Below are 23831 nucleotides of genomic sequence, written 5' to 3'. Positions count from 1 at the left end.
TAAAAGGGCAGTAGTGGTGCGCGGAATGACATCAGCGTGAGACATGAGGTATGTATAGGTATGGGAGAGAAACGGGCCGGTTGCTCTGAAATCATGCCTGATCCGTTCAGCATTTAAGGATAACTGACATGCCTGTTATACTGAGAATTAGTGGTTTCAGATTCTTTTTTTACTCTAACGAGGGCAATCCGCTCGAACCTGCCCACGTTCACGTGATGAAAGCAGGTAATGAAGCTAAGTTCTGGTTAACGCCTTTAGTGGCACTAGCCAGTAACGATGGGTTTAACGCCAGAACGTTGAAAGAACTGGCTGCAATCGTTGAAGTTAACCAAACGGTGTTTCTGGAGGCCTGGAATGACTATTTCAGCTAAAAATGTCAGCTTCGATGAGGTCACGATGTGGGTTGAACTTAGTGATGCCCGGACAATTGGTGTGCCACTGGCATGGTTTCCCCGCCTGTTGCATGCCTCACCTGAACAGCGTAACCGCTATGAGCTTAGCCCACGGGGTATCCACTGGGATGCATTGGACGAAGATATTTCTGTTGCAGGATTGCTTGAAGGGCGTGGCGATGTCACCCATATCCCTCATCGGGTAGCCTGACAGCAGCCGGAATGAATATCCGCTGGCTATCTGAATTTTTCTTCGCAGGGGACAGAACGCTGAACGAAGCAAGGGAAATCACAGAGCGCTGGCTTACTTAATACAACGGCGAACGCCTTCATGAGTTCCTGAACAAGTTATCCAGATGCTAAACGCTATCTTTCCGCCACTCTGAACGCATCAGCCATTTGCTCCTGTTGCCGGGGTTGCAGGTGTAAAGTATCCGCAATCGTTCGCCACTGGCTGACTATCCCGCAGAAACTGGCAATAATCGCATTCGCCTCTTTCTGATTGATGCGAAAGTACCCGGCTACTTCTCGTGCCAGTTCGAGATCGAGTGCATTACAGTGAGCCAATTCGCCTTGGGCCCCGCAGCCCCTCCCAGTCTGCATATACGCTGATTGTTGCCATCATAAGCTCCCTTTCAGGGTTTCTTTAGCGGTTTTAACAGGGCTGCCAGCGCTTCAGAGGTGATGCCCGATGGTGCTGCCCGCACGTGTTCTGAAGATACTTCTGCGTGAGAAGGTTCCCGCAGGCTCAAGGTGCGCTGTTTATCTGCAGCACCGTCAGGCGTATTTCCGGTATCGCGTTTCCTGCCCGCCGCCAGGGGACGGGCGACAGGCGTTTTTTTTATCATCCGGGAATCCTGAAGCTGGCGTCCCAGTTCGTCTTCGGCAGCCAGTTTGTTCAGATCTTTCTCCAGCCCTAAAATTTGCATAACGGCTACATAAGCCCCCAGTGTAACGCCTGCACCCCCGGCTTCCAGTGAGCGCAGGGTCATCGGCGACATGCCTGCACGTTCAGCAACCTGTTTAGCCGTCAGTTTACGCCGCAGGCGAGCCAGCTTGAGTCGTTCGCCAAAGTCAGCAAGCAACTGGTCAGTATGAGGAAGTAGTGGAGCCGTTTTTTTCGCCATAGTGTAAGTATTTTATCGTTATGGTTTGGTTATCGCCATAATATTAACACTTTTTGAGTTGTGGCGATGTAAAGAAACCAGTGGGGCAGGGCTGGTGATAATATTTCAGCTTTATGGCTATTAAAGTGCCAGAATATTTACACTTTCATAAGGGATTTATTGAACGCCGTTCGATGACGAGTCCGGATCGCAGAAAAGCAAAAAACCAGCCATAGGCTGGTTTCTTTAAATAGTGGTGCCCGGACTCGGAATCGAACCAAGGACACGGGGATTTTCAATCCCCTGCTCTACCGACTGAGCTATCCGGGCAACGGGGCGCATTAAACCGTAACCGGCGTAGGGCGTCAACGGCTTTCTTTATAAAACGCGACCGTTTGCACTCTTTTTGCTCAGAAGGCACGATTCTTATGCTTTTCCCTGTGTATCTATGTACCTATGCACCTATGTACCTATGTACCTATGTACCTATGTACCTATGCAACGTCGCACAGTCGTACCGTCGCCTGTCGCTGATGCAGCGTGCGCAAAATTTCCCCTGTTATCTGCTGACGTTCGGTGTTAGGGCGGCATAAACGGGGTAAATCCCGACTTTCTTCCGCGCTGATATAAAAGTGTCACATTTGCCTGCCAGGCTGTGCTCACTTTGTTCAACCGGCAACAGATCATGGACTTAGCATCAGGCAACACTGACCCTCGCCGCCCGGCTACGCGCCCGCACACCGCGCGTGAGCTGTGCATTCGCGTGCCCGTTGTTTCCCCGGAAAGCGATAATCTGACGGTGATGGCGCTGTTTGCCGGGCACCACGGGCTGATCGCGCTGCCGGTGGTGGAAGAGGGCAGGCCGTTTGGTTTAATCAACCGCCATCTGTTTCTGTCGCAGATGGCCCGTCCCTTCTTTCACGAACTCTACGATCGTAAAAGCTGCATCGCCTTTATGGACAAAAGTCCGCTGGTGATCGATGCCGAAAGCACGCTGGAAAACGTCGCGCAGCAGATGGTCGCCTCCGGTGATAAGTCGCTGACCGACGGCTTTATTCTCACCGATAACGGCGACTATATCGGCATGGGGCTGGGCATCGATCTGATTAAGACCGTCTCCGGGCTGCAGGCGGAGCAGCACCGGCAGATAATGCAGAGCATTGAGTACGCGCGGGTGATCCAGGAAGCGATGCTCGACCAGTCGCGACGTCTGTTAAGCCGCGAGCTGCGGGACAGCTGCCTGTGCTGGCAGCCGCGCGACTGCGTCGGCGGAGATTACTATGCCTTTAAGCCCTTTACGCACGGCTGGCTGCTGCTGATGGGTGACTGCACCGGTCACGGCGTGCCCGGTGCCTTTATGACGGTGATCCTCTCGTCGGCGCTGGAAAAAGCGCTGACCCGCTGCGGACCGGACCAGCCCGATCTGCTGTTGCAGCAGATCAACGGCTACATCAAGCAGACGCTGGGGCAGCAGCAGGCGGCGCAGCAGACTTCGCTGTCCAACGACGGCTGCGACGCGCTGGTGCTGTTTATCGATAACGCGCAGCAGCGGCTGATCTGGGCCGGTGCACGTCTGTCGGCGCTGGTGCTGGCGGCGGACGGCGGCGAACCCTGCTGGCTGAGCAGTGACCGGATGGGCGTCGGCTACACCGATACCCCGGCCGACTACCAGTGGACGCGTCACGAGCGGCCGCTGCGCCCCGGCGACCTGATTTTTACCTTCACCGATGGCCTGAGCGATCAGGTTGGCGGCGATCGCAACATTATGTTTGGCCGTAAACGCATTCAGCAGCTGCTGGAAACCCATCGCCACCGCCCGGCCAGTGAACTGATGCAGGCGGTAGAAGCGGCATACGCCGGCTGGCAGGGGCACCAGCCGCGGCGTGATGATATGACCTTTTTAGGCTTTCGATACTGAGTAACCAGGGCCGCGGGGCAACGAGCATGATAACCAGCGATGTAATCCTTAGCCGCCTGCTGGCGGATACGCCACACGACGCGGTGGCACTGCACTACACCGGTTTTTTTTCGCAGCCAGGGGTGGTGGCGATGGGTGAAGTGATCCGCCTGTATCTGGAGAAGCATGAAGCCTCGTTTCCACTGCGCCGCCGGCTGTTCTCCACCTTTGTTGAGATGGTGCAGAATATCATGCGTTACTCGTCGGACAGCCGCGCGCTGTGCCGCGACAACGACCAGCTGCGTTTTGGTGCCATCTGCGTCGGCACCCGTGACGGGCGCTACGTTTGCGAGAGCGCAAACCTGATCCGCAGCGACGAGGCCGCGAGGCTGACCCGCTGCCTGGAAGAGATCCTCGCGATGGATGCGGCAGAGATTAAGGCGGCTTATAAACACGCGCTACAAAGCGAAAGTCCGGCCTGGAGTAAAGGGGCGCACGTCGGGTTACTGACGCTGGCGCGCGATGCCAGCCAGCCGCTGGAGTTTACTTTTCGCCGGGTGGAATCGACGGATCTCTCCGCGTTCTGGCTGAAGGCGATACTTTAAACGGGGAACCGTCTGACTATGCACACAATTTCGATTCCGGCGACGGCGACCACGCCGGCCGTTGAGTTTGATTTTTCCGCCGGAAGGCTGTCGCTGAGCGGCGAGTCCTGGCCGGAGAACGCGGCGGCCTTTTACCGCCCGCTGCTGGCCGCGGTGGAGGGCTGGGCAGAGCAGCCGCAGCCGCAGCCGATGCTGAGCATTCACGTGGCGCTGAGCTACTTCAACAGCTCCAGCACCAAGATGCTGTTCGGGCTGTTTGCGCTGCTGAACGGCGTGGCGGAGGGGAGGCAGCCGACAGAGCTGCACTGGTATTACGACGCGGAAGATGACGTGGCGGAAGAGTTTGGTCAGGAGCTGAGCGTCGATTTCCCGGCGCTAGAGGTGATTTTCCACCCGGGGGAAGCGGGATGAGCGGCCTGGCCGAGCTGTTCACGGATGAGAATGCCATTCTGGAACGCTCACGGGAGATCGCCGCGCGGTCCGGCAGCGACGCCGAAACCTACCGCAACGCGCTGCTGGAGCTGAACGGCCACTATCAGCGGCTGATGCGCGAATCATGGCGGGTGATCTCGCGCAGCGACCGTGCCGAACGCGAGCTGACCCTGCTGAATGAACAGCTGCGTGAACTGGCGCAGCGGCTGGAGTATGAAGCCAGCCACGACCCGCTCACCGGCGTGTATAACCGCAGCGCCATTATCAACCGCATCAGCAGCGCGCTGCTGCAGGATGAAGCGGCGCTGATCCTGCTGGATATCGATCACTTTAAGGTGATTAACGACACCTGGGGTCACCCGACCGGCGATGCGGTAATCGGTGAGCTGATACGCCGTATTGAACGTTCGGTACCGGCCAGCGGCAGCGTTGGCCGCGTTGGCGGCGAAGAGTTTACCATCCTGCTGCCGGGGGCGACGCTGGGGCAGGCGGGCGTGGTGGCGGGCTATATTCACGCCTCGCTGAATATGTCGCCGCTGTCGGTGCTGCCTGAGCGGCTGGTGACGGTCAGCCTCGGCGTCAGCTGGGGCGGGCAGCACAGCCGTTTTGAACAGCTGTACGCCGAGGCTGACGTGGCGCTGTACGCGGCAAAACACGCCGGGCGAAACCGGGTGCATTACGCCAGTTCAGCTACCGGCTGAAGTGAATTTTTTAGCAATAATCATGCATAATTAACCGCGCGGGATGGGTTGAACCTGCCGGTAAAAAATGCCATGATTGCGCAAAATTTGCTGTCCCATCCCCGTTTTGCTGAGGCCACCGCCATGCCAGGTTTACTGTTGCCAGTCAGTACCTGCCACCAACATCTGCTGATGTTGCGCCCGCGGCTGCCCTCGCATTGTCACGCGTCGTCGATACACTCTCTCACCGTGCGGTGAGGTCTTATTACGCTTAACTGTTGGCCATCAGTAAGAACAGACCCGTTCTGATTTTACTCATGCCTTTCGGTTGAAGCCGGACTCCGTTCTGCTCACCAGGCCTGACTTTTCGTCGGGAGTGCGGCGCATCGCCAGCGTTCCTGTAATGTGCTCCGGCACCCTTATCCTTGACGCCTGAGGATTAGCGTTATGACCCCACTGAAAATTGCAGCCAGCACCACCGTCGCTATCCACCTGCGCACCGGGCGCGAAGTCGTTACGCTGGATAACACCGACTTCACCGACGTTGCCGCGGTGGTGGTCTCCGTCTCCGATTCGCGCAGCGGCATTCTGACGCTGCTTAAGCGCACCGGTTTTGAACTGCCGGTGTTTATCGCGCTGGATGATGCGTCACAGGCTGACGATCTGCCGCAGGCTGACGGCCTGCTGACCGGGGATGACGATGACGCCACGCTGCTGGAAAAAGCGGCCTCCGCTTACCAGGCTAACCTGCTGCCGCCGTTCTTCCAGACGCTGACCAAATACGTGGCGATGGATAACACCACCTTTGCCTGCCCCGGTCATCAGGGCGGGGCGTTCTTTAAAAAGCACCCGGCGGGTCGGCAGTTCTACGATTTCTTCGGTGAGAATCTGTTCCGTGCCGATATGTGTAACGCCGATGTGAAGCTCGGTGACCTGCTGATCCACGAAGGATCGGCCAAGCACGCGCAGAAGTTTGCCGCGAAGGTGTTCAACGCCGATAAAACCTACTTTGTGCTTAACGGTACCTCCAGCGCCAACAAGGTGGTGACCAACGCGCTGCTGACCCGCGGTGACCTGGTGCTGTTTGACCGCAATAACCACAAGTCTAACCATCACGGCGCGCTGATTCAGGCCGGCGCCACGCCGGTCTATCTGGAAACCGCGCGTAACCCGTTTGGCTTTATCGGCGGCATCGACGCGCGCTGCTTCGATGAAGCGTATCTGCGTGAGCAGATCCGTCAGGTGGCTCCTGAACGGGCAGAGCTGGAGCGGCCGTTCCGGCTGGCGATTATCCAGCTGGGCACTTACGACGGCACGGTGTATAACGCGCGTAAGGTGGTCGACAGCATTGGCCACCTGTGTGACTACATTCTGTTTGACTCGGCGTGGGTCGGCTATGAGCAGTTTATTCCGCTGATGGAGGCCTGCTCGCCGTTGCTGCTCGATCTTAAGCCGTCCGATCCGGGAATTTTTGTTACCCAGTCGGTACACAAGCAGCAGGCGGGCTTCTCGCAGACTTCGCAGATCCACAAGAAAGATAACCATCTGCGCGGCCAGCCGCGTTTTTGCCCCCACAAGCGGCTGAACAACGCTTTTATGCTGCACGCCTCCACCAGCCCGTTCTATCCGCTGTTTGCCGCGCTGGATATCAACGCCAGAATGCATCAGGGCGAGGCCGGTCGCCGCCTTTGGCACGAGTGCGTGGTGCTGGGCATTGATGCACGTAAAGCGATCCTCGCCCGCTGTGAGCTGATCCGACCGTTTATCCCCGCTGAGGTTGATGGCCTGCCGTGGCAGGATGCGCCCACGGCGGCCATCGCCAGCGATCCGCGCTGGTTCAGCTTCGAACCCGGTGCCCGCTGGCACGGCTTTGCCGGCTATGAGCAGGATCAGTATCTGGTCGATCCATGCAAACTGCTGCTGACCACGCCCGGGATCGATGCCGCCAGCGGTAAATACGCCGACTTCGGCATTCCGGCGACCATTCTCGCCAACTACCTGCGTGAAAACGGCGTGGTACCGGAGAAGTGCGACCTTAACTCGATCCTGTTCCTGCTGACCCCGGCGGAGAGCGTAGAGAAGATGGCACGGCTGGTGGCGAAGCTGGCGCAGTTTGAGCAGCATATTAAAGAAGATGCGCTGCTGCGCGACGTGCTGCCGACCATCTACCGTAAAAACGCGGTGCGCTACGCGGGTTACACGCTGCGCCGCCTGTGTCAGGAGATGCACGATCTGTACGTGAATCACGACGTGAAAGATCTGCAGAAGGCGATGTTCCGTCAGCACAGTCTGCCGACGGTGGCGATGAACCCGCAGGATGCTAACAGCGAATTTATTCGTGGCAACGTCGAGCTGGTGGCGATTGCCGAGGCTGAAGGACGGATTGCGGCTGAAGGCGCGCTGCCTTACCCGCCGGGCGTGCTGTGCGTGGTGCCGGGTGAAGTGTGGGGTGGGGCGGTGCAGCGCTACTTCCTCGCGCTGGAAGCGGGGCTCAACCTGCTGCCGGGCTTCTCACCCGAGCTGCAGGGCGTGTATGTGGATACCGATGCGCAGGGCGTGAAGCATCTGCAGGGCTATGTATTGTCTCGTTAAGTGGCGGGTAACACGCAGGCAGCAACAGGGCGTTTATCACCCTGTTGCTGCGCTTCACCTCTTGGTACTGCTCCGGGTGCGGGTTTACCCGGCCGCCACCTGAGCCTCTTCACGTGCCTGGCGCAGAATAGCGTTAGCGATCCACTTACTCATGTCCTGCAGCTCATCGTTATTGCAGCCCCAGATATCCTTCATCACCAGAAAAATCTCCGATCCGTAGACCAGTGATAAAGCACGTAATACACGTTCGACCAGCGGGGCGGGCATCTCTTTTCTTAGCGGCTCAAGCGCCTGCACCAGTGACGCCTTACGGTTACCTCGTATCAGCCGTTCCTTCAGCGGAATCGGGTTAGCAGAACGCGCCTGCGCCCACTGGCTGAGTGAAAGATGCAGAGCCGCCCTTAGGGTACCTTCATGCTGCAGCATCCGCGGGAAGGCAAAACCCAGCAGTTCGTCAACGCGCGCGGAGGCATCCTGCGATTTGGGTTGCCAGCTGGTTATCGGGCCAAGGATTTCCGTCATTGCCGCCGAGACCAGCGCGCTCTGGGTAGGAAAATAGCGATAGGCGGTGGCGCGTGACAGTTGTGCCTCCTGAGCCACTTCGGTGATAGATGGAAAAACATCGCTGTCAAACAGCCTCATTGCGGTTTCAATCAGTAAGCGACGTGTTCTTGTCCGTGTTGATGTCAGTTTCAACACATTAGCCTGATCCCTTTGCTCCACGATAACCTCATCTTTACAGTTGTTACGGTATGAGAATAGTACCGGCAGCCCTGTCACCGTTTGCCAGTGTTGATTTCAGGAGCAGCGCTTACCCTCTCTCCCGTCAGTCACGTTCAGCAGAATATCACGCATGATCTTTTCATTCATTTTATTGAACAATTGATTGGGTGCTGAAGTGATGGTGAACAACACAACCTCTGCTTGATACTTAACTATTCTCGATCTTAACTCAAATTAATCAACTGTTTATTGTTATATTTTCGTCTTTTCGTAAAGAAAGTGAGGAAGTTCGTTGTTTTTATCTGTTTTTCTTAAATTGCAGATACTAAAGTTTAGTGACTGATTTAGTGCTTTTACTGATATGACGAATCCCCCGCGGATAGTGTGCTACCGGGCAAAAGGTTGTGGGAAACTGGTCTGCACGATGGCTGAAACCTGCTGATTTTTATCAGCTATTAATAAGCCCGGTTTTTGATTGGTCCGGGGGAGGTCGCAGAGGCGCGGATGCTCAACGTTTTATGAACGCCCTAAACCACCCGTTAACTGGCGTTTAATATCGGTAATTTGTGTTAAGTTCGCTGTTGGTTGTTTTTTGTTCTGCCCGGTAGACTTCCCGCACAAATGGTAGATAAATGGAAAGGTCATCGAAACATAAGGCGGGATGAAGAATGTTCAAAAACACCAGTGTGAGAACGCTTGTCGCTGTATTTCTGTTGATATTTTTGATGGTGGTTAACGTCACTTTCTACTTTTTTGTGCGGGAAGCATCGGCTTTTTACCTCTTTAATGGGTTAGGTTTGCTGTTGCTGATTGGCCTGTGGGTCTATCTCACCGTGTATCTGGTGGTACCGATTACCCAGGTAAAAGTGGCGATAGACAATATTAATGCTGGCGAGATATCGCTGAAGATCCCTGAGTTTGGCAACAACTGTGCCGGCCGGCTGAATTCAGGCATCAACAAGCTTTCTGATAAGCTCTGCCATCTGGTCAGTAATATTCGCGCATCGTCGAAATCAGTATTTGTTTTATCAGAAACGCTGGAGAACCAGAGCGCCAGCCTCTCCTCGAAAACCGAGCAACAGTCAGCGATGTTGATGCAGACGGCCTCCAGCATGGAACAGATTTCTGCCGGAACCAAAAACAACGTCGAGAATACCCGTCAGCTTAAAAGCTTTACCAGTCAGTCGCATACCTCTGCCGATCGCGGCGGCGAGTTGATGAAAAATCTGACGAGCAATATGACCTCGATTATGGATTGTGCCGGAAGGATGAATGAAATTATCGGCATGATTGACAGTATCGCTTTTCAAACCAATATTCTTTCGCTTAATGCGGCCGTTGAAGCGGCCAGGGCGGGTGAACATGGGCGGGGATTTGCGGTGGTGGCCAGCGAAGTAAGAAACCTTGCCCATAAAAGTTCGGAATCGGCAAAAAATATCAAATCGCTGATTGAGATAACCAACAAAAACATCCGTCAGGGTGTGGAGCTGGTGTCGGATGCAGAGAAAAACATGCTGGACATTGTTTCTAACTCAGCCAATGTTAACAGCTTGATGGAACAGATGCTGATATCCATTGATGAACAGGAAAAAGGTATCGAACAAATTAATGTTGCTTTGTCTGAACTGGAAGGGGTGACGCAGAGTAATGTTTCTCTGGTTGGTGCGCTGTCGGCGTCCTCGGAATCACTGAAGCACCAGGTGTATGAACTGCAGGGTGAAACCGATAATCTGCGCCTCGGTGAGGGTAACGGCGGCCTGGTCGCCGTGGCTTCGTAACCGGCAGGCCGGGATGACGGGCTTCGTAACCGGCCTGCCGATCCCCGGGACGTTTCCCGGGGGAGGGTTAGTAGCGGTGATAGCTCTTCTGCGCGTTGTTAACCTTGTAGAGGTAACGACGGGACTCGGCAGAAGGATGGTTGTTGGTCAACCGCTGATAAACCTCCGCCGGCGACAGGTTGTTGATGCGGTTAAACGCCTGATCCTTATCGCTGGAGAACACCCGCAGTACGCTACCGGCACCGCCGTTGTAGGCGGTGATCACCGCATAGCGGCGCGATGTCGTATTGCTGATGCCACTCAGGTAGGTGCCCTGCAGCAGCGACAGATAGGCGGTACCGGCGTCGATGTTGTTTTCCGGATCCAGCAGATAACTGCGGCTTGGTTTACCCCATTTACCCTTCATCCGGAATACGTCCACCCCGGCGGAGTGTTGCACTACCTGCATCAGGCCCAGTGCGTCGGCGTGGCTGACCGCATAGGGGTTGAAGCTCGACTCGATCTGCATGATCGCCAGAATCAGTGACTGATCGACGCCGTAGCGCTCGGACGCCTGGCGCACCAGCGGCAGATACTTATGCGCACGTTTGTCGAGGTGGTTCGGCACCATCGGAATGGTTACCGACCAGATCACATGCAGGCCGGAGGTGCGGCGCTTCAGCTTGTTCTGGATCAGGTAGTCAGCAAAGGTGCCCGCGCGGCCCTGCCAGCGGATCGGCTGGCCGGTATTATCCAGCACCTGGCCGTAGAGCAGCGGTTCTTTACTGATTTGAATGTCGTTAGCGTCGGAGTAGAGATCGACGTTACCCGGATCCTCACCGATCAGCAGGGTGGTCACGATCGCCTGGCGCAGGCTGGCGGTCGGGTCGGTACCCGCGATGGTCTCGATGGTGATGCTACCCGCCTCAAAGTTGATGTGGCTGCGGGTATAGTATTGATCGCTGTACTTCACATAATCTTTCGGTCCGGCGATCAGAACTTCGTTGATTCCCCAAATATTTTCGATGTTGTGGGCAAATTGTCCCATCAAAATATCAAAGCCGTTGGTATCTTTCACCCAGGCTTCCTGGTTGGTGTTCTGTTTCTTACCAGAACAGGAAACCAGCAGCGGAGCAATAATCAGCAAACCTATCAGTTTTTTCTTCATCTTTTCGTGCAGTGCCCACGGTGTAAAGAGCCCCTCAGCGGGGCCCGGTGCTTATTCTGCTGGCGGGGTGTAACCATCGATATGCACGTCTTTGCCTTCGAACAGGAATTTGATCATCTCCTGCTCCAGCAGCTTACGGTCATCCGGGTTCATCATGCTCAGTTTTTTCTCATTAATCAGCATGGTCTGCTTGGTCATCCACTGCGACCAGGCTTCTTTCGAGATTTCATTGTAGATACGTTTGCCCGTGTCGCCAGGGTACAACTGAAAATCCTGCCCTTCGGCATCACGTTGCAGGAACGTGCAAAAAATTGTGCGGCTCATTACTCTTCCTCTTCTTCTGTGGCGCGTGCGCTCAGTGCTCTCTGCTGCGGGTGACGCAGCTGCTGCAACAGGCGCTCTACCGGCGCGGCCAGCCCTACGGCGGGCGGCTGCGCTAAGTTATACCAGAGACCCGGGCCATCATCCATTGCGGCACGGGCAGAAGGCAGATCCAGCCACATTGGCACGATATCCAGGTGAAAATGGCTGAAGGTATGGCGGAAAGCGATCATCTGCTGCAACGGGCGATCGTCGACGCCGCGGCGGCGCAGCATCTGGCGTAATTCTTCTTCGCAGGCGAACTGCGGGAAACAGTACAGGCCGCCCCACAGGCCGACCGGGGGCCGTTGCTCCAGCCAGACGTCCTGGCCCTGCTGCATCAGCAGCAGCCAGCCGGTGCGCTCCGGCAGGGTCTGCTTCGGCTTTTTACCCGGATATCTGGCCCAGCTGTTATGGGCGTAAGCGATACAGCCGCTGTTAACCGGGCACAGCTCGCATTTCGGCTTCGAACGGGTGCAGACCATCGCCCCAAGATCCATCATCGCCTGATTGAACTGGCTGACGCCGACGGCCGGCGTCACCTCTTCAGCGATCTGCCACAGGCGTTTCTCCACCTCTTTCCTGCCCGGCCAGCCGTCAACGGCGTAGCAGCGTGCCAGCACGCGTTTGACGTTGCCGTCGAGGATCGGGAAGTGCTGGCCTAAGGAGAGTGACAGCACCGCGCCGGCGGTGGAGCGGCCAATACCCGGCAGGTCGGCGACCTGTTCAAAGGTCTCCGGGAAGCGGCCGCCGTGTTGCTCGACCACCTTTTGGGCCGCCTTGTGCAGGTTGCGCGCACGGGCATAGTAGCCCAGCCCGGTCCACAGGTGCAGCACCTCATCCAGCGGCGCGGCGGCTAGATCGGCCACCGTCGGGAAGCGCGCCATAAAGCGTTCAAAATAGGGGATCACCGTGGCGACCTGGGTCTGTTGCAGCATCACCTCAGACAGCCAGACCTTATAGGGCGTTTTTTCCTGCTGCCACGGCAGGGTTTTGCGACCAAAACGCTGATACCAGTCCAGTACCTGCTGTGAAAACTGCGACGCCTGCATCATTGAACTGCGAACCTTCTCTAAAAATCAGGCAGGAATTCCAGCACAGACAATCGGGGCTGTAAACCGGATAATCGCTGCATTGACCCGGTGCGCAGTAAAAACCCCATATTTACCGGGGAATGCAATCCGGGCCGGGAAGCGGCCAAATGCTGTCTATACTGATTGCCAGGATCGGCCGGCCTTTAAGTTTTGCCACCCTGAGGGCATAATGCCCGCTTTATACAGAGCACAGCCGCAGGCATAAACATGAAAAACGATGTTATCTCACCGGAGTTTGATGAAAATGGCCGCGCTATGCGCCGCATCCGCAGCTTTGTGCGCCGCCAGGGCCGCCTGACCAAAGGGCAGCAGCAGGCGCTGGATACGCTGTGGCCGGTGATGGGCGTGGAGTATCAGCCGCAGCCGGTAGATTTCACCGAACTGTTTGGCCGCGAAGGGCCGGTGGTGCTGGAGATCGGTTTCGGCATGGGGGCCTCGCTGGTGGCGATGGCCGCTAACAATCCGCAGCAAAACTTCCTCGGTATTGAAGTGCATTCACCGGGCGTCGGTGCCTGCCTGGCCAGTGCGGAAGAAGCCGGCGTCAGCAACCTGCGGGTGATGTGCCACGATGCGGTGGAAGTGCTGAACACCATGATCCCGGATAACTCGCTGCGCATGGTGCAGCTGTTCTTCCCGGACCCGTGGCACAAGGCGCGGCATAATAAACGCCGCATCGTGCAGCTTCCCTTTGCCGAGCTGGTTAAAAGCAAGCTCAAGCCGGGCGGCGTATTCCATATGGCCACCGACTGGGAAGCCTACGCTGAGCACATGCTGGAAGTGATGAGCAGCATTGAGGGTTACAAAAATCTGTCGGAAACGGCAAACTGGGTGCCGCGCCCGGAATCGCGGCCGTTAACAAAATTTGAGCAGCGTGGTCAGCGTCTTGGCCACGGTGTTTGGGATCTGATGTTTGAGAGGGTTAAATAATGGCTATACAGCGCAGTCGTCGTCTTCGTAAAAAAATGCATATTGATGAGTTCCAGGAAGTGGGCTTCTCGGTTGGTTTTGCCTTTGCCGAAGGTACCAGTGATGAAACCATCGATACCACCCTCGATGCGTTTATCGCCGAAGTGATCGAGCCAAACGGCCTGGCGTTCGACGCCAGCGGCTACCTGCAGTGGGAAGGCCTGGTCTGCATGCAGCACACCGGTAAGTGCACCGACGAACACCGTGAACTGGTCGCTAAGTGGCTGGAAGCGCACAAGCTGAACGACGTGAAAGTGACCGAACTTTTTGACGTCTGGTATGACTAAGTAAACAATCATCCGACCATGTCACCGTCAGTTCTCCTGCGCTCGCCGCAGGGTGGCTGATGGCCAGGGCCACGCATGCGTGGCCCTTTTTTTTAAGGAGAAGTCACTATGCGCAAGGCGCTTATCACCACGGTACTGCTGCTGGCCGCCGGCCCGGCTCTGGCTGACTATCAGTGCAGCGTTAATCCCCAGGACGATATCGTCATCTCTCCCCAGCAGGTTGAGGTGGTGGGGGCCAGCGGTAACCTGGTCATTTCACCGGGTGGCGACGTGCAACGCAACGGTCAGCCACTCAGCGTTGACGCCAGCTCGCGGCAGAAAGCCATTGATTACCAGAACGCGCTGCGCCGTGACCTGCCGTGGATTGATAACGGCGCGAAGCAGCGGCTGGAGAAGGGGCGGGTGGCGCTGGACCGGGTGATCGTGCAGAAGCTCGGCCAGAACAGCAACGTGCGCCAGCGCCTGACCACGCTGGACGGCCAGCTTAAGCAGCAGATGAACCGCATTATCGAGCACCGCAGCGACGGCCTCACCTTCCACCATAAGGCGGTGGCGCAGGTGCGCCAGGACGGTGAACGGCTGGTGCAGAACGCCATGGGTGGCGTGGTGCAGGACAGCCTCAACGAGATGGGCACCCGCCAGACCGGCGGCGACAATCCGCTGCAGGCGATTATGGGCAACCTTGGCGGCTTACAGCAGGCAATTCAGGCCGAGTGGAGCAACCAGGAGCAGGACTTCCAGAACTTCGGCCATGAAGTCTGTAACCGGGTCACGGTGCTGGAAGGTCAGCGCCAGGCGCTGGTGGCGGGGCTGAAGTAAGGCGGCGACGCCTTACTCCTCTTCCGTCAGGAACAGCTCCAGCAGCGAGTTAAGGAACAGTTTGCCCTTTTCGGTAATCTGCCAGTGCTCTGCGGTTTCCGTCAGGTAGCCTTTTGCCAGCGCTTCATCAAGCTGCGGGCGCACGCTGCGCTCGTCCAGCCCGGTGTAGCGCGGGTACTCGGCACGTGGCGCGGCTTCCAGCAGTCGGAAGCGGTTCATAAAGAACTCGAACGGCTTCTCACTGTCGGCCACCTCATGACGCTTATCCAGGTATTTACCGGTCATAAAACCGCGCGGATGGCGGGTTTTAGTGGTGCGGATAATGGTGCCATCCGGCTGGGTCAGCTTACCGTGCGCGCCGCAGCCGATGCCGAGATAGTCGCCAAAACGCCAGTAGTTGAGGTTATGCTCGCAGCGGTAGCCGGGTTTGGCGTAGGCAGAGGTCTCATACTGCTGGTAGCCGGCGGCGCTGAGCAGCTGGTGACCCTGTTCAAAGATATCCCACAGGTCGTCGTCGTCCGGCAGGCGCGGCGGCCGTGAGGCAAACAGCGTGTTCGGCTCTATGGTCAGCTGATACCACGACAGGTGCGGTGGATTAAGGGCAATCGCCTGGCGCAGGTCGTCCAGCGCCTCTTCCAGCGACTGGTCCGGCAGGCCGTGCATCAGATCGAGGTTAAAGCTGCGCAGGCCGAGCGCTTCGGCCAGCTTCGCCGCGCGCTTCGCCTCTTCCGGCCCGTGAATGCGCCCAAGGCGCTCCAGCTTCTGCGGGCTGAAGCTCTGCACGCCAATCGAGATACGGTTCACCCCGGCGCGCTGGTAGGCGCTGAAGCGGTCAGCCTCCACCGTGCCCGGATTGGCTTCCATGGTGATTTCAGCGGTTGGTGACAGCGGCAGGCGCGCCCGCACGCCGTCCAGCAGCATCTGCATTGCGGCGCTGCTGAGCAGGCTGGGGGTACCGCCGCCGATGAAAATGGTGCTCACCTCACGGCCTGCCGTCAGCGGCAGGTCGGCATCCAGATCGTTGAGCAGGTGCTGCACGTACTCTTCGTGCGGCACTTCGCCTTTTAACGCGTGCGAATTGAAATCGCAGTAGGGGCACTTCTGTACGCACCATGGCACGTGAATGTACAGGCTGAGCGGAGGCAGATTAACCATTCTGCATTGCATCCAACAGCAGTTTCAGCGCCTTACCACGGTGCGAAACCGCCTGCTTCTCGCTCTTGCTTAGCTCGGCGGCGGTTTTGCCCAGCGCCGGCACAAAGAAGATTGGGTCATAGCCAAAGCCGCCCGCGCCCGCGCTGCTGCGGGCAATTTCGCCCGCCCAGCTGCCGTGGAACACCAGCGGCGTCGGATCGGCGGCGTGGCGCACGTAGACCAGCACGCAGTGAAACTGCGCCTGGCGCTCGCCGTCCGGCACGTTTTCCAGCGCCTGCAGCAGCTTGTCGAGATTCTGCTGGTCGGAGGCGTCTTCACCGGCGTAGCGCGCGGAGTAGATGCCCGGCGCGCCGCCCAGCGCATCCACCGCCAGCCCGGAGTCGTCGGCAATCGCCGGCAGACTGGTAATCTGCGCCGCATGGCGCGCTTTCAGGATGGCGTTTTCGATAAAGGTCAGGCCGGTCTCTTCGGCGGACTCCACGCCCAGATCGGTCTGCGCGACAACATCAAGACCAAACTTGGCCAGCAGGTCGGCCAGTTCGCGAACCTTTCCGGGGTTACCGGTGGCAAGTACAACTTTTTGCATAGTTAATCCAGGCTGGTAAACAGATAGCGGCTCAGCGCGCCTTCGCAAAACGACAGGGGGCAAACCAAAAAATATGAGTGATAAAGGCGATTTTACCGGAAAACGCGGGGATTTTGCAGAGCTTTAACCAGGGGGACGTGAAAGATGCAGCAACGGTAAAAGAACATGGCTGGCAATGAATGCCTGATCCCCCACTGCTTTGCAGAAAATCGTTATCTGGCATCGGCTTGCTGCCGAACAACCTGCAACATCACCCATCTCGCCATATAAAATATGCCTTCAGCACAGATTTACCTACCCCCCAAATCCGCCTGAATCAACCGTTTAATCGTTCAGCATGTCACATTGCGCATTTCGCACAGATTTAACCAAGTATTTTTCGTCGTGGGAAGGCGGCAACTGAGTAAACCCCGGGGCTTACACAAGTAAGTGACCGGGGTTTGCGAGGGCAGCCAACGCACCCACGGCGGAAAAGACGCCGGTTAAATCAGAACTGGGCCCAGCCGGGGATATACTCGAGTCCGATGAAATTCAGCATATACAGGATCAAAATCACCGCCATCGCTGAGAAATCAATGCCGCCCATTGCCGGAATAATGCGGCGAATCGGGGCCATCAGCGGCTCGGTCAGCTGCACCATCACCATGTCGACCGGGTTGCGACCCTGGCTGACCCAGCTCATCAGTGAACGAATGATGATCACCCAGAACACCAGCATACCGGCTGATTTGGCGACGATCACCAGCCCCAGATAGAGGAAGATCGGATCGGGATAGTACAGGCGCAGGGTGATCGGCCCCAGCAGCACCGCCAGCACCCAGGCGAGCAGCAGCGAGGCGGTATCCAGCGGCCCGATGGACGGGATAACGCGCCGCAGCGGTTTCACCACCGGCTGGGTAATTTTAACCACGAACTGTGAAAACGGATTGTAGAAGTCACAGCGCGCCCACTGCATCCAGATGCGCAGCAGCAGCACTTTGATGTAGATAGCAATTACCGTTGTGACCAGAAAGTTCAACGCTAGCATGGGGTTCCTTAGTAGTTGGGGTTAACTGCGCGCCGTGTAGTCACGTGCGCCAAAGATGGCGGTGCCAATGCGTACCATCGTACTGCCCGCGGCAATCGCCGCGTCCATATCGTCACTCATCCCCAGTGACAGGGTGTCCACGTCCGGATAATCCTGTTGCAGTTGATGGAACGCATCGGCCATCTGCCGGCACACCGCCAGCTGACGGTCATAGTCGGCTTCCGGTGCCGGAATGGCCATCAGCCCGCGCAGCGCCAGCCGCGGCAGCCGGGCAATCTCCTGGGCCAGCGCCGGCAGGTCTGCCAGCGCGATGCCGGATTTGCTCTGTTCATCGCTGATATTGACCTGAATCAGCACGTTAAGCGGCGGCAGTTCAGCCGGGCGCTGTTCGTTCAGCCGTGCGGCAATGCGCAGACGATCGACGGTGTGGCACCAGGCAAAGTTCTCCGCCACCAGGCGGCTTTTGTTCGACTGCAGCGGGCCGATAAAGTGCCAGATCAGCGCCGGGTTATCCAGCTGCTGGATCTTATCCACGCCCTCCTGCACGTAGTTTTCACCGAAGCACAGCTGCCCGGCGGCGACGGTTTCCTGAACCGCGCTCGCAGGTTTTGTTTTGCTGACTGCAAGCAGCGTAATTTCCTGCGGATCGCGCCCGCATCGTTGTGCCGCCGCTGAGATCCGCTGGCGGACTTGCTGTAGGTTGTGCTCTGTCGAACTCATAGTCAGGGAATTAATATGGATATTGAAGAGTTAGTGGCCCTCAGTGTAAAGCAAAATGCCGGGGATCTGCACCTTTGCAGTGGTTATTCGCCGTTCTGGCGTCGTCATGGCCGGCTGGAGCCGATTGGCGAGCGGCCGCCGCTGACGGGCGACGGGCTGGAGGCCTTCGCCATGCGCTGGCTGAGCACGGCGCAGCATCAGGCGCTGCACCTGCATGGTCAGGTGGATTTCGCCCTGACGCTGCCGGAGGGCACCCGGCTGCGCGCCAACCTGTTTCGCCAGCGTCTGGGGCTGTCGCTGGCGCTGAGGCTGATCGCCAGCGACTGCCCGCCGCTGGTTTCGCTGCGCCTGCCGGCGATAGCCGACGCGCTGCTGCTGCAGGAAGAGGGGCTGGTGCTGATCGTCGGCGCGACCGGCAGCGGCAAGTCAACCACGCTGGCCGGGCTGGTGGGGGCGATGAACCAGCGGCAGCAGCGGCATATTCTGACCCTGGAAGACCCGGTGGAATTTATTCACCACAGCGCAAGTTCGCTGATCCAGCAGCGCGAGCTGGGTCTGCACTTCAGCCGCTTCAGCGACGGGCTGCGTGCGGCGCTGCGGGAAGATCCGGACGTGATCCTGCTGGGCGAGCTGCGCGATGCCGAGACCATTCAGCTGGCGCTGAGCGCCGCAGAAACCGGCCACCTGGTGCTGGCCACGCTGCATACCCGCGGCGCGGCGCAGGCGGTGGAACGGCTGGTGGACGTGTTTCCGGGTAGTGAGAAAAATCTGGTACGCAGCCAGCTGGCCGGCAGCCTGCAGGCGGTGCTGGCGCAGAAGCTGGTGGCGGCACCTGAGGGCCGGGTGGCGCTGTTTGAGGTGCTGGTTAATACACCGGCGGTGGCCAATCTGATCCGTGAAGGCAAAACCCATCAGCTGCCGGCGCTGATTCAAACCGGCAGCCAGCAGGGCATGCAGACCTTTGAGCAGAGCCTGGCGGAGCGGCGCAAAGCGGGGGTTATTGTATGACCAGCATCAGAAAAGTGATGGATCAACAGCGTGGATCCCTGGCCGAAAACTATTGCTGGCGTGGTGGCGGCGCTGGATGCCATCATCACCAACGTCTGAGCAAGCCGCCGGCGTGTTCAGGCGTAGTGATTCTCGAACCAGCTTTCCAGAATGATCACCGCAGAGAGCGAGTCTACGCTGCCCTTGCTTAGCGCCTTAAAGCCACCGCGTTCGAACAGTTCAGCACGGGCCTCAACGGTGCTGAGCCGCTCATCATGCAGGTCGACCTGTGCGCCGAAGCGGCCGTGGATGCGGTTAGCGAACTTGCGTGCACGCGCGGTCAGCGGCTGTTCGCTGCCGTCCATATTCAGCGGCAGGCCAACTATCACCCGATCGGGCTGCCACTCTTTTAACAGCGCCTCAATTTTGCCCCAGTCGGGCGTGCCGTCCTGCGCCTTCAGCGCAGCCAGCGGACGGGCGGTACCGGTCACCTGCTGACCAATGGCTACGCCGATGCTTTTCGTGCCAAAATCAAAGGCTAACAACGTCATATGGCTCATCAGGCGTGACCCGCTTCACTGGTAATATTGTGGATATCAATGCCGATGCTTTTTGCCGCTTCGCGCCAGCGCTCGGCGATCGGCGTGCGAAACAGGATGTTGCTGTTGGCGGGGGCGGTCAGCCACGCGTTTTCCAGCAGCTCCTCTTCCAGCTGGTCTTTTTCCCAGGCGCAGTAGCCAAGCGCCACCAGCACCTGCTGCGGCTGCTGCGCGGTGCCCATCGTTTCCAGCACGTCGCGTGAGGTGGTGATCACCGTATTGTCAGACACGCGAATGCTTGAACCAAAGCTGCCCTGCGACGAATGCAGAATAAAACCGCGATCTTCCGCCAGCGGGCCGCCGGAAAAGACCGGCTTATCCAGCTTAATGGCCGGATCGCGCGAGTCCGTGTCGATCTTGAGTTTCTTCAGCATACCTTCGACGGTCAGGTTCTCCATCGGCTTATTGACGATCAGCCCCATTGCCCCGTCATCGTTATGTTCACAGATATAAACCACCGAGCGCCGGAACATGGGGTCCTGCAGCGCGGGCATAGCAATAAGAAAGTGATGCTGTAAATTCATACTTAGTCGTCTTGCAGTTCCAGCGCCCGGCTGAAACCAGACGGGCGGTGAAGGGGTGGGCACAGGGGCAACTCCGGCCCCACGGCGGCTATCAGGCCAGGCGTTTCTCGATGGCATCCATCAGCATACCGGTGATCGAGATCGGGAAGGCCGCTTCGATTTCACGAATACAGGTCGGGCTGGTGACGTTAATTTCCGTCAGGCGATCGCCGATGATGTCGAGGCCAACAAAGATCAGCCCTTTCTTTTTCAGCGTTGGGCCGATGGCGCGGGCAATCGCCCAGTCACTTTCGCTCAGCGGGCGCGCTTCACCACGGCCGCCGGCGGCCAGGTTGCCACGGGTTTCGCCGGATTTAGGGATACGCGCCAGGCAGTAAGGCACCGGCTCGCCATCAACCACTAATACGCGCTTGTCGCCATCTTTGATCGCCGGCAGGAAGTTCTGCGCCATGCAGTAGAAATTACCGTGCTCCGTCAGGGTCTCGATAATCACCGAGAGGTTAGGATCTTCCTTCTTCACGCGGAAGATAGAGGCACCGCCCATCCCGTCCAGCGGCTTAAGGATAATGTCGCCGTGCTGCTGCCAGAATTCGCGGATCTGGCTGGCGTTACGGGTCACCAGCGTGTCCGGCGTATGTTCGGCAAACCAGGCGGTGAACAGTTTTTCGTTACAGTCGCGCAGACTCTGCGGTTTGTTGACGATCAGCGTGCCCTTATCTTCGGCGCGCTCCAGGATGTAGGTGGCGTAGATAAACTCGGTGTCAAACGGCGGATCTTTACGCATCAGCACCACGTTCAGGTCGGACAGCGCAATATCCTGCTCGCTGCCGAAGGTGAACCACTGCTCATAGTTTTGCTCAACGCTCAGCAGGCGGGTGCGCGCCCGGCCTTCACCGCCGCGCAGATAGAGATCGTTCATCTCCATATAATGGATTTCATAACCACGGCGCTGTGCTTCCAGCAGCATGGCAAAGCTGCTGTCTTTTTTGATATTAATCGACGTGATCGGGTCCATCACGATGCCAAGCTTTATCATTCTTTTCTCCGCTTTGCGTATTCTGACGCTCAGATTTGATGAAATTAACGGTGTTCAGCCCAGATCGCCAAAGCGAACCTGCAGCGCGGTAATGGCCGTAAGCGCGGTGGTTTCCGTTCGCAGCACCCGCGGCCCTAACAAAATATCGGTAAAGTCATGCCCGGCGGTCATGGCAATCTCAGCCGCGGTCAGCCCGCCTTCGGGGCCAATCAGCAGCCGCACGCGTTCCACCGGCAGCGGCAGCGTGTTGATGCTGTGTTCGGCTCTCGGATGCAGGTTTAACTTCAGGCCGGCTTCCGGCTCGCTGCACCAGGCTTCCAGCGTCATCGCCTCCCGGATCTCCGGCACGCGGTTGCGGCCACACTGCTCACAGGCAGCAATGGCGATCCTGTGCCACTGCTGCAGCTTTTTCGCCATACGTTCGGCGTCCAGCTTTACTCCACAGCGTTCAGAAAACAAGGGGGTGATAACATTAACCCCAAGTTCTACCGCTTTCTGGATGGTAAATTCCATTTTTTCACCGCGTGACATCACCTGGCCCAGGTGCAGATCCAGCGGCGATTCACGGCTGTCGGCGCGGACGTCACCAATACGCACGCGCACGTTTTTTTTATCCGCCTGCACGATTTCAGCGCTGAAGGCGCGATCGGAGCCATCAAATAACTCCAGAAACTGGCCTGGCACCATGCGCAGCACGCGGCCGACGTGGTTAGCGGCCTCATCGCAGAGCGCCGTTTCGCTACCCGGCTGCAGCGGCTCGGGGTGATAAATGCGGGGAATACGCATGGAAGTCCTGTAAAAGTTAAAAAAGTCGCTTTGTTCAGCGCGGTTAAGCCATTCTACCGCTGGCAGGCCTGCTGTACATAGGGGTTATGATTGCCCTGAACCCGGGCGATACGTTTATCACGTTCGCACTCCCAGCTATTAACCGGATTGAGCTTTGACCAGGCCGTCATCAACTGCGTCTGCTGGCTGGACATAGAAATTTTGTACTGGTCGCGCATATAGAACCAGGTGCGGGCAATCGCCCCACGCGCCTGCTGCGGCGGTTCCGCCAGCTTGTTCTTAAAGTCGACCTTCATCGCGCACTGGCCATACTGACCTTCGCCGCCGCGCCACTGGCCGTACATAAAGTTAGCACGGTCGCCGTTAACCTCGCCAACCGATGGCTGCAGATTGTGTAAATCAGACTCGATTCGGCGGTAACCGGCGTCTTTCGCACAGTTTTTGCGCCCGCCCTCCTGCCAGCACTGCAGCTGGTGGCCAAAGGTCCAGGCCGGGACCACGTGTTCCCACTCGATCCTGCTGGCGCGCTGTGCATTTTTTCTCACCTGATAGCCGCAGGAGGCGAGGTCAGGCGTGCCTTTCTTACCGGTCCAGCTGATTTTACAGCCGCAGTAAAAGCTGCCCGGCGCATCGGCGTTGATCTCTACCGCATAGGCCTTGGCCTGGCTGAAGCTGTTTTGTTGAAATTTATCGGGGTTCAGGGCATGGCTCAGCCCCGGTAAACAGGCCAGCACGGTCGCCAGCGGGAGGATTGTTTTGTGCAGCATATTCCGGAAAATCTGTCATCCATAAGGGGGCTGGAGAGTAACAGAAGTGCCGGAAATTGCGAATAATGGGCTTATAAATCAGCCATTTTTCGTCTGTATTACGGATTTATCTGGCGTGTTTACGCGTTTGGAAACTCGCCGGGCTGTAAAATATCGCCGCACTGCAGGCAGCGGTACTGGCTGTCGCCGCGCAGCACGCGGTTATGGCGGCGTACGGTGAGCTGATGCTGCTGGCAGCGGCAGCGGTAAGGAAACACGTTGCTGCGCACCGAGTTGATGGCGAACTGATGGGTACGGCGGGCGGGAACGCCAAGCACGTTCTCCATCATCCATTTCCACTCTTTGCCGTGCGGTGCCACGCGGCCAAAGTGTTTCCACACCAGCAGGTGAGCCAGCTCGTGCGGCACGACTTCATCAATAAACGCCTGCTGGTTTTCCAGCAGCAGCACCGGGTTCAGGCGGATTTCCCAGCTTTCCAGCCATGCGGTACCGGCGGCGGTGCCGCGCTGCTGCCAGACCACCTTCGGTTCCGGATAATTGCGCTCCAGCCGCTGGTTGGCCTGCTGCAGCTTGTCGCGCAGCGAGCGCATCACGGCCTGCTGCAGGGCGATGGGAAGTCGTTGAGGTTTCATCTGGCAGAGAATACGGGGGCAGGGAGGGGAACACAAGGAGGAACGCAAGCGGGGAAGCGTCAGGGATGCAGGGGCGAGTGCTGAGCGGCGCGGACGTAAGTAACCGACGAGAACAGGCGGGGTGGGGAAGAGCC

Annotated in this window: 27 protein-coding genes and 1 tRNA gene; 12 read left to right on the top strand and 16 right to left on the bottom strand. The window is 57.8% G+C overall.

From position 1 onward, the window contains the following. Positions 1 to 128: 128 nt before the first annotated feature. Both NV64_RS03930 and NV64_RS03925 read left to right on the top strand, forming a co-directional pair. Positions 129 to 371 carry a DUF4160 domain-containing protein gene (locus tag NV64_RS03930; protein ID WP_101505361.1) on the top strand — a complete coding sequence of 81 codons (243 nt, stop codon included), beginning with the start codon at positions 129 to 131 and terminating at the stop codon, positions 369 to 371. Next, a complete protein-coding gene (locus tag NV64_RS03925) occupies positions 355 to 603 on the top strand; it encodes a DUF2442 domain-containing protein (RefSeq protein WP_101505360.1) in 249 nt (82 codons plus the stop codon). The genes NV64_RS03930 and NV64_RS03925 overlap by 17 nt, the downstream gene beginning before the upstream one ends. Positions 604 to 1027: 424 nt before the next feature. On the opposite strand, the gene NV64_RS03915 is transcribed toward NV64_RS03925, so the two are convergent. Further along, complete coding sequence (locus NV64_RS03915; protein WP_101505359.1) at positions 1028 to 1519, bottom strand: helix-turn-helix domain-containing protein; 492 nt, start codon at positions 1517 to 1519, stop codon at positions 1028 to 1030. A gap of 233 nt (positions 1520 to 1752) precedes the next feature. After that, positions 1753 to 1828 (bottom strand) — tRNA-Phe (locus tag NV64_RS03910). A 355-nt stretch (positions 1829 to 2183) separates the two neighbouring features. Between NV64_RS03910 and NV64_RS03905 the strand changes: the two genes are divergently transcribed. From NV64_RS03905 to NV64_RS03885, 5 genes are all read left to right on the top strand, one after another. Continuing rightward, positions 2184 to 3416: a SpoIIE family protein phosphatase gene (locus tag NV64_RS03905; RefSeq protein ID WP_056231725.1), complete on the top strand. Its 1233-nt coding sequence runs from the start codon at positions 2184 to 2186 to the stop codon at positions 3414 to 3416. Between the two features lie 26 nt (positions 3417 to 3442). Continuing rightward, positions 3443 to 4000 carry a SiaB family protein kinase gene (locus NV64_RS03900; RefSeq protein WP_101505358.1) on the top strand — a complete coding sequence of 186 codons (558 nt, stop codon included), beginning with the start codon at positions 3443 to 3445 and terminating at the stop codon, positions 3998 to 4000. Positions 4001 to 4018: 18 nt separating this feature from the next. Then, on the top strand, positions 4019 to 4411 hold the full coding sequence (locus NV64_RS03895; protein ID WP_101505357.1) for a DUF1987 domain-containing protein: 393 nt from the start codon (positions 4019 to 4021) through the stop codon (positions 4409 to 4411). Next, positions 4408 to 5133, top strand: a complete 726-nt coding sequence (locus NV64_RS03890; RefSeq protein WP_101505356.1) for a GGDEF domain-containing protein — start codon at positions 4408 to 4410, stop codon at positions 5131 to 5133. The genes NV64_RS03895 and NV64_RS03890 overlap by 4 nt, the downstream gene beginning before the upstream one ends. Positions 5134 to 5559: 426 nt before the next feature. Continuing rightward, on the top strand, positions 5560 to 7704 hold the full coding sequence (locus tag NV64_RS03885) for an ornithine decarboxylase (RefSeq protein WP_101505355.1): 2145 nt from the start codon (positions 5560 to 5562) through the stop codon (positions 7702 to 7704). A gap of 84 nt (positions 7705 to 7788) precedes the next feature. On the opposite strand, the gene NV64_RS03880 is transcribed toward NV64_RS03885, so the two are convergent. Further along, positions 7789 to 8427, bottom strand: a complete 639-nt coding sequence (locus tag NV64_RS03880) for a TetR/AcrR family transcriptional regulator (RefSeq protein ID WP_101505388.1) — start codon at positions 8425 to 8427, stop codon at positions 7789 to 7791. 668 nt (positions 8428 to 9095) lie between these two features. Here NV64_RS03880 and NV64_RS03875 point away from each other — a divergent pair. Next, complete coding sequence (locus NV64_RS03875) at positions 9096 to 10205, top strand: methyl-accepting chemotaxis protein (protein WP_056231736.1); 1110 nt, start codon at positions 9096 to 9098, stop codon at positions 10203 to 10205. 67 nt (positions 10206 to 10272) lie between these two features. Here the strand turns inward: NV64_RS03875 and mltC are convergent, their stop codons facing one another. Genes mltC through mutY form a run of 3 tightly spaced genes read right to left on the bottom strand, consistent with a single transcriptional unit; the run spans position 10273 to position 12764 of the window. Further along, positions 10273 to 11352: a membrane-bound lytic murein transglycosylase MltC gene (gene mltC, locus NV64_RS03870; RefSeq protein WP_056231739.1), complete on the bottom strand. Its 1080-nt coding sequence runs from the start codon at positions 11350 to 11352 to the stop codon at positions 10273 to 10275. 51 nt (positions 11353 to 11403) lie between these two features. Next, complete coding sequence (locus tag NV64_RS03865) at positions 11404 to 11676, bottom strand: oxidative damage protection protein (protein WP_056231741.1); 273 nt, start codon at positions 11674 to 11676, stop codon at positions 11404 to 11406. Further along, positions 11676 to 12764, bottom strand: a complete 1089-nt coding sequence (mutY, locus tag NV64_RS03860) for an A/G-specific adenine glycosylase (protein WP_199177618.1) — start codon at positions 12762 to 12764, stop codon at positions 11676 to 11678. The genes NV64_RS03865 and mutY overlap by 1 nt, the downstream gene beginning before the upstream one ends. Positions 12765 to 13013: 249 nt before the next feature. On the opposite strand from mutY, the gene trmB reads away from it, so the two are divergent. The 3 genes from trmB to NV64_RS03845 all read left to right on the top strand — a co-directional run bounded on the left by trmB (position 13014) and on the right by NV64_RS03845 (position 14878). Beyond that, entirely contained in the window at positions 13014 to 13733 is a 720-nt protein-coding gene (gene trmB / locus NV64_RS03855; protein ID WP_101505354.1) for a tRNA (guanosine(46)-N7)-methyltransferase TrmB, read from the top strand. Then, entirely contained in the window at positions 13733 to 14059 is a 327-nt protein-coding gene (locus tag NV64_RS03850) for a YggL family protein (protein WP_056231750.1), read from the top strand. The genes trmB and NV64_RS03850 overlap by 1 nt, the downstream gene beginning before the upstream one ends. A 108-nt stretch (positions 14060 to 14167) precedes the next feature. Further along, complete coding sequence (locus tag NV64_RS03845; protein ID WP_101505353.1) at positions 14168 to 14878, top strand: DUF2884 domain-containing protein; 711 nt, start codon at positions 14168 to 14170, stop codon at positions 14876 to 14878. A 12-nt stretch (positions 14879 to 14890) separates the two neighbouring features. On the opposite strand, the gene hemW is transcribed toward NV64_RS03845, so the two are convergent. From hemW to NV64_RS03825, 4 genes are all read right to left on the bottom strand, one after another. Next, a complete protein-coding gene (gene hemW, locus NV64_RS03840) occupies positions 14891 to 16033 on the bottom strand; it encodes a radical SAM family heme chaperone HemW (RefSeq protein ID WP_056231755.1) in 1143 nt (380 codons plus the stop codon). Then, on the bottom strand, positions 16026 to 16619 hold the full coding sequence (locus NV64_RS03835) for an XTP/dITP diphosphatase (protein ID WP_056231757.1): 594 nt from the start codon (positions 16617 to 16619) through the stop codon (positions 16026 to 16028). The genes hemW and NV64_RS03835 overlap by 8 nt, the downstream gene beginning before the upstream one ends. A 487-nt stretch (positions 16620 to 17106) precedes the next feature. After that, complete coding sequence (locus NV64_RS03830) at positions 17107 to 17646, bottom strand: YggT family protein (protein ID WP_056231762.1); 540 nt, start codon at positions 17644 to 17646, stop codon at positions 17107 to 17109. A 21-nt stretch (positions 17647 to 17667) separates the two neighbouring features. Then, positions 17668 to 18366, bottom strand: coding sequence for a YggS family pyridoxal phosphate-dependent enzyme (locus NV64_RS03825; protein ID WP_056231765.1), 699 nt, complete (start codon positions 18364 to 18366; stop codon positions 17668 to 17670). A 15-nt stretch (positions 18367 to 18381) separates the two neighbouring features. Here NV64_RS03825 and NV64_RS03820 point away from each other — a divergent pair, with 15 nt between their 5' ends. Beyond that, entirely contained in the window at positions 18382 to 19374 is a 993-nt protein-coding gene (locus tag NV64_RS03820; RefSeq protein WP_101505352.1) for a type IV pilus twitching motility protein PilT, read from the top strand. A 116-nt stretch (positions 19375 to 19490) separates the two neighbouring features. Here the strand turns inward: NV64_RS03820 and ruvX are convergent, their stop codons facing one another. The 6 genes from ruvX to NV64_RS03790 all read right to left on the bottom strand — a co-directional run bounded on the left by ruvX (position 19491) and on the right by NV64_RS03790 (position 23697). Beyond that, positions 19491 to 19913, bottom strand: coding sequence for a Holliday junction resolvase RuvX (gene ruvX / locus NV64_RS03815; RefSeq protein WP_199177616.1), 423 nt, complete (start codon positions 19911 to 19913; stop codon positions 19491 to 19493). Further along, positions 19913 to 20476, bottom strand: a complete 564-nt coding sequence (locus NV64_RS03810; protein ID WP_056231773.1) for a YqgE/AlgH family protein — start codon at positions 20474 to 20476, stop codon at positions 19913 to 19915. The genes ruvX and NV64_RS03810 overlap by 1 nt, the downstream gene beginning before the upstream one ends. Before the next feature lie 91 nt (positions 20477 to 20567). Further along, positions 20568 to 21512, bottom strand: coding sequence for a glutathione synthase (gene gshB, locus NV64_RS03805; RefSeq protein ID WP_056231776.1), 945 nt, complete (start codon positions 21510 to 21512; stop codon positions 20568 to 20570). A 54-nt stretch (positions 21513 to 21566) separates the two neighbouring features. Further along, positions 21567 to 22298: a 16S rRNA (uracil(1498)-N(3))-methyltransferase gene (gene rsmE, locus NV64_RS03800; RefSeq protein ID WP_101505351.1), complete on the bottom strand. Its 732-nt coding sequence runs from the start codon at positions 22296 to 22298 to the stop codon at positions 21567 to 21569. A gap of 53 nt (positions 22299 to 22351) precedes the next feature. Then, complete coding sequence (endA, locus tag NV64_RS03795) at positions 22352 to 23065, bottom strand: deoxyribonuclease I (protein ID WP_056231781.1); 714 nt, start codon at positions 23063 to 23065, stop codon at positions 22352 to 22354. Between the two features lie 119 nt (positions 23066 to 23184). Next, the gene (locus NV64_RS03790) at positions 23185 to 23697 is read right to left on the bottom strand and encodes a SprT family zinc-dependent metalloprotease (RefSeq protein ID WP_101505350.1); all 513 of its coding nucleotides are present in this window, start codon (positions 23695 to 23697) and stop codon (positions 23185 to 23187) included. Positions 23698 to 23831 lie beyond the last annotated feature (134 nt).

The sequence above is a fragment of the Erwinia sp. B116 genome (assembly GCF_002865965.1).
Taxonomy (GTDB): Bacteria; Pseudomonadota; Gammaproteobacteria; order Enterobacterales; family Enterobacteriaceae; genus Erwinia.
The sequence above is the reverse complement of the archived record's forward strand: the minus strand, read 5'-3'. Positions and strand labels throughout refer to the sequence as shown.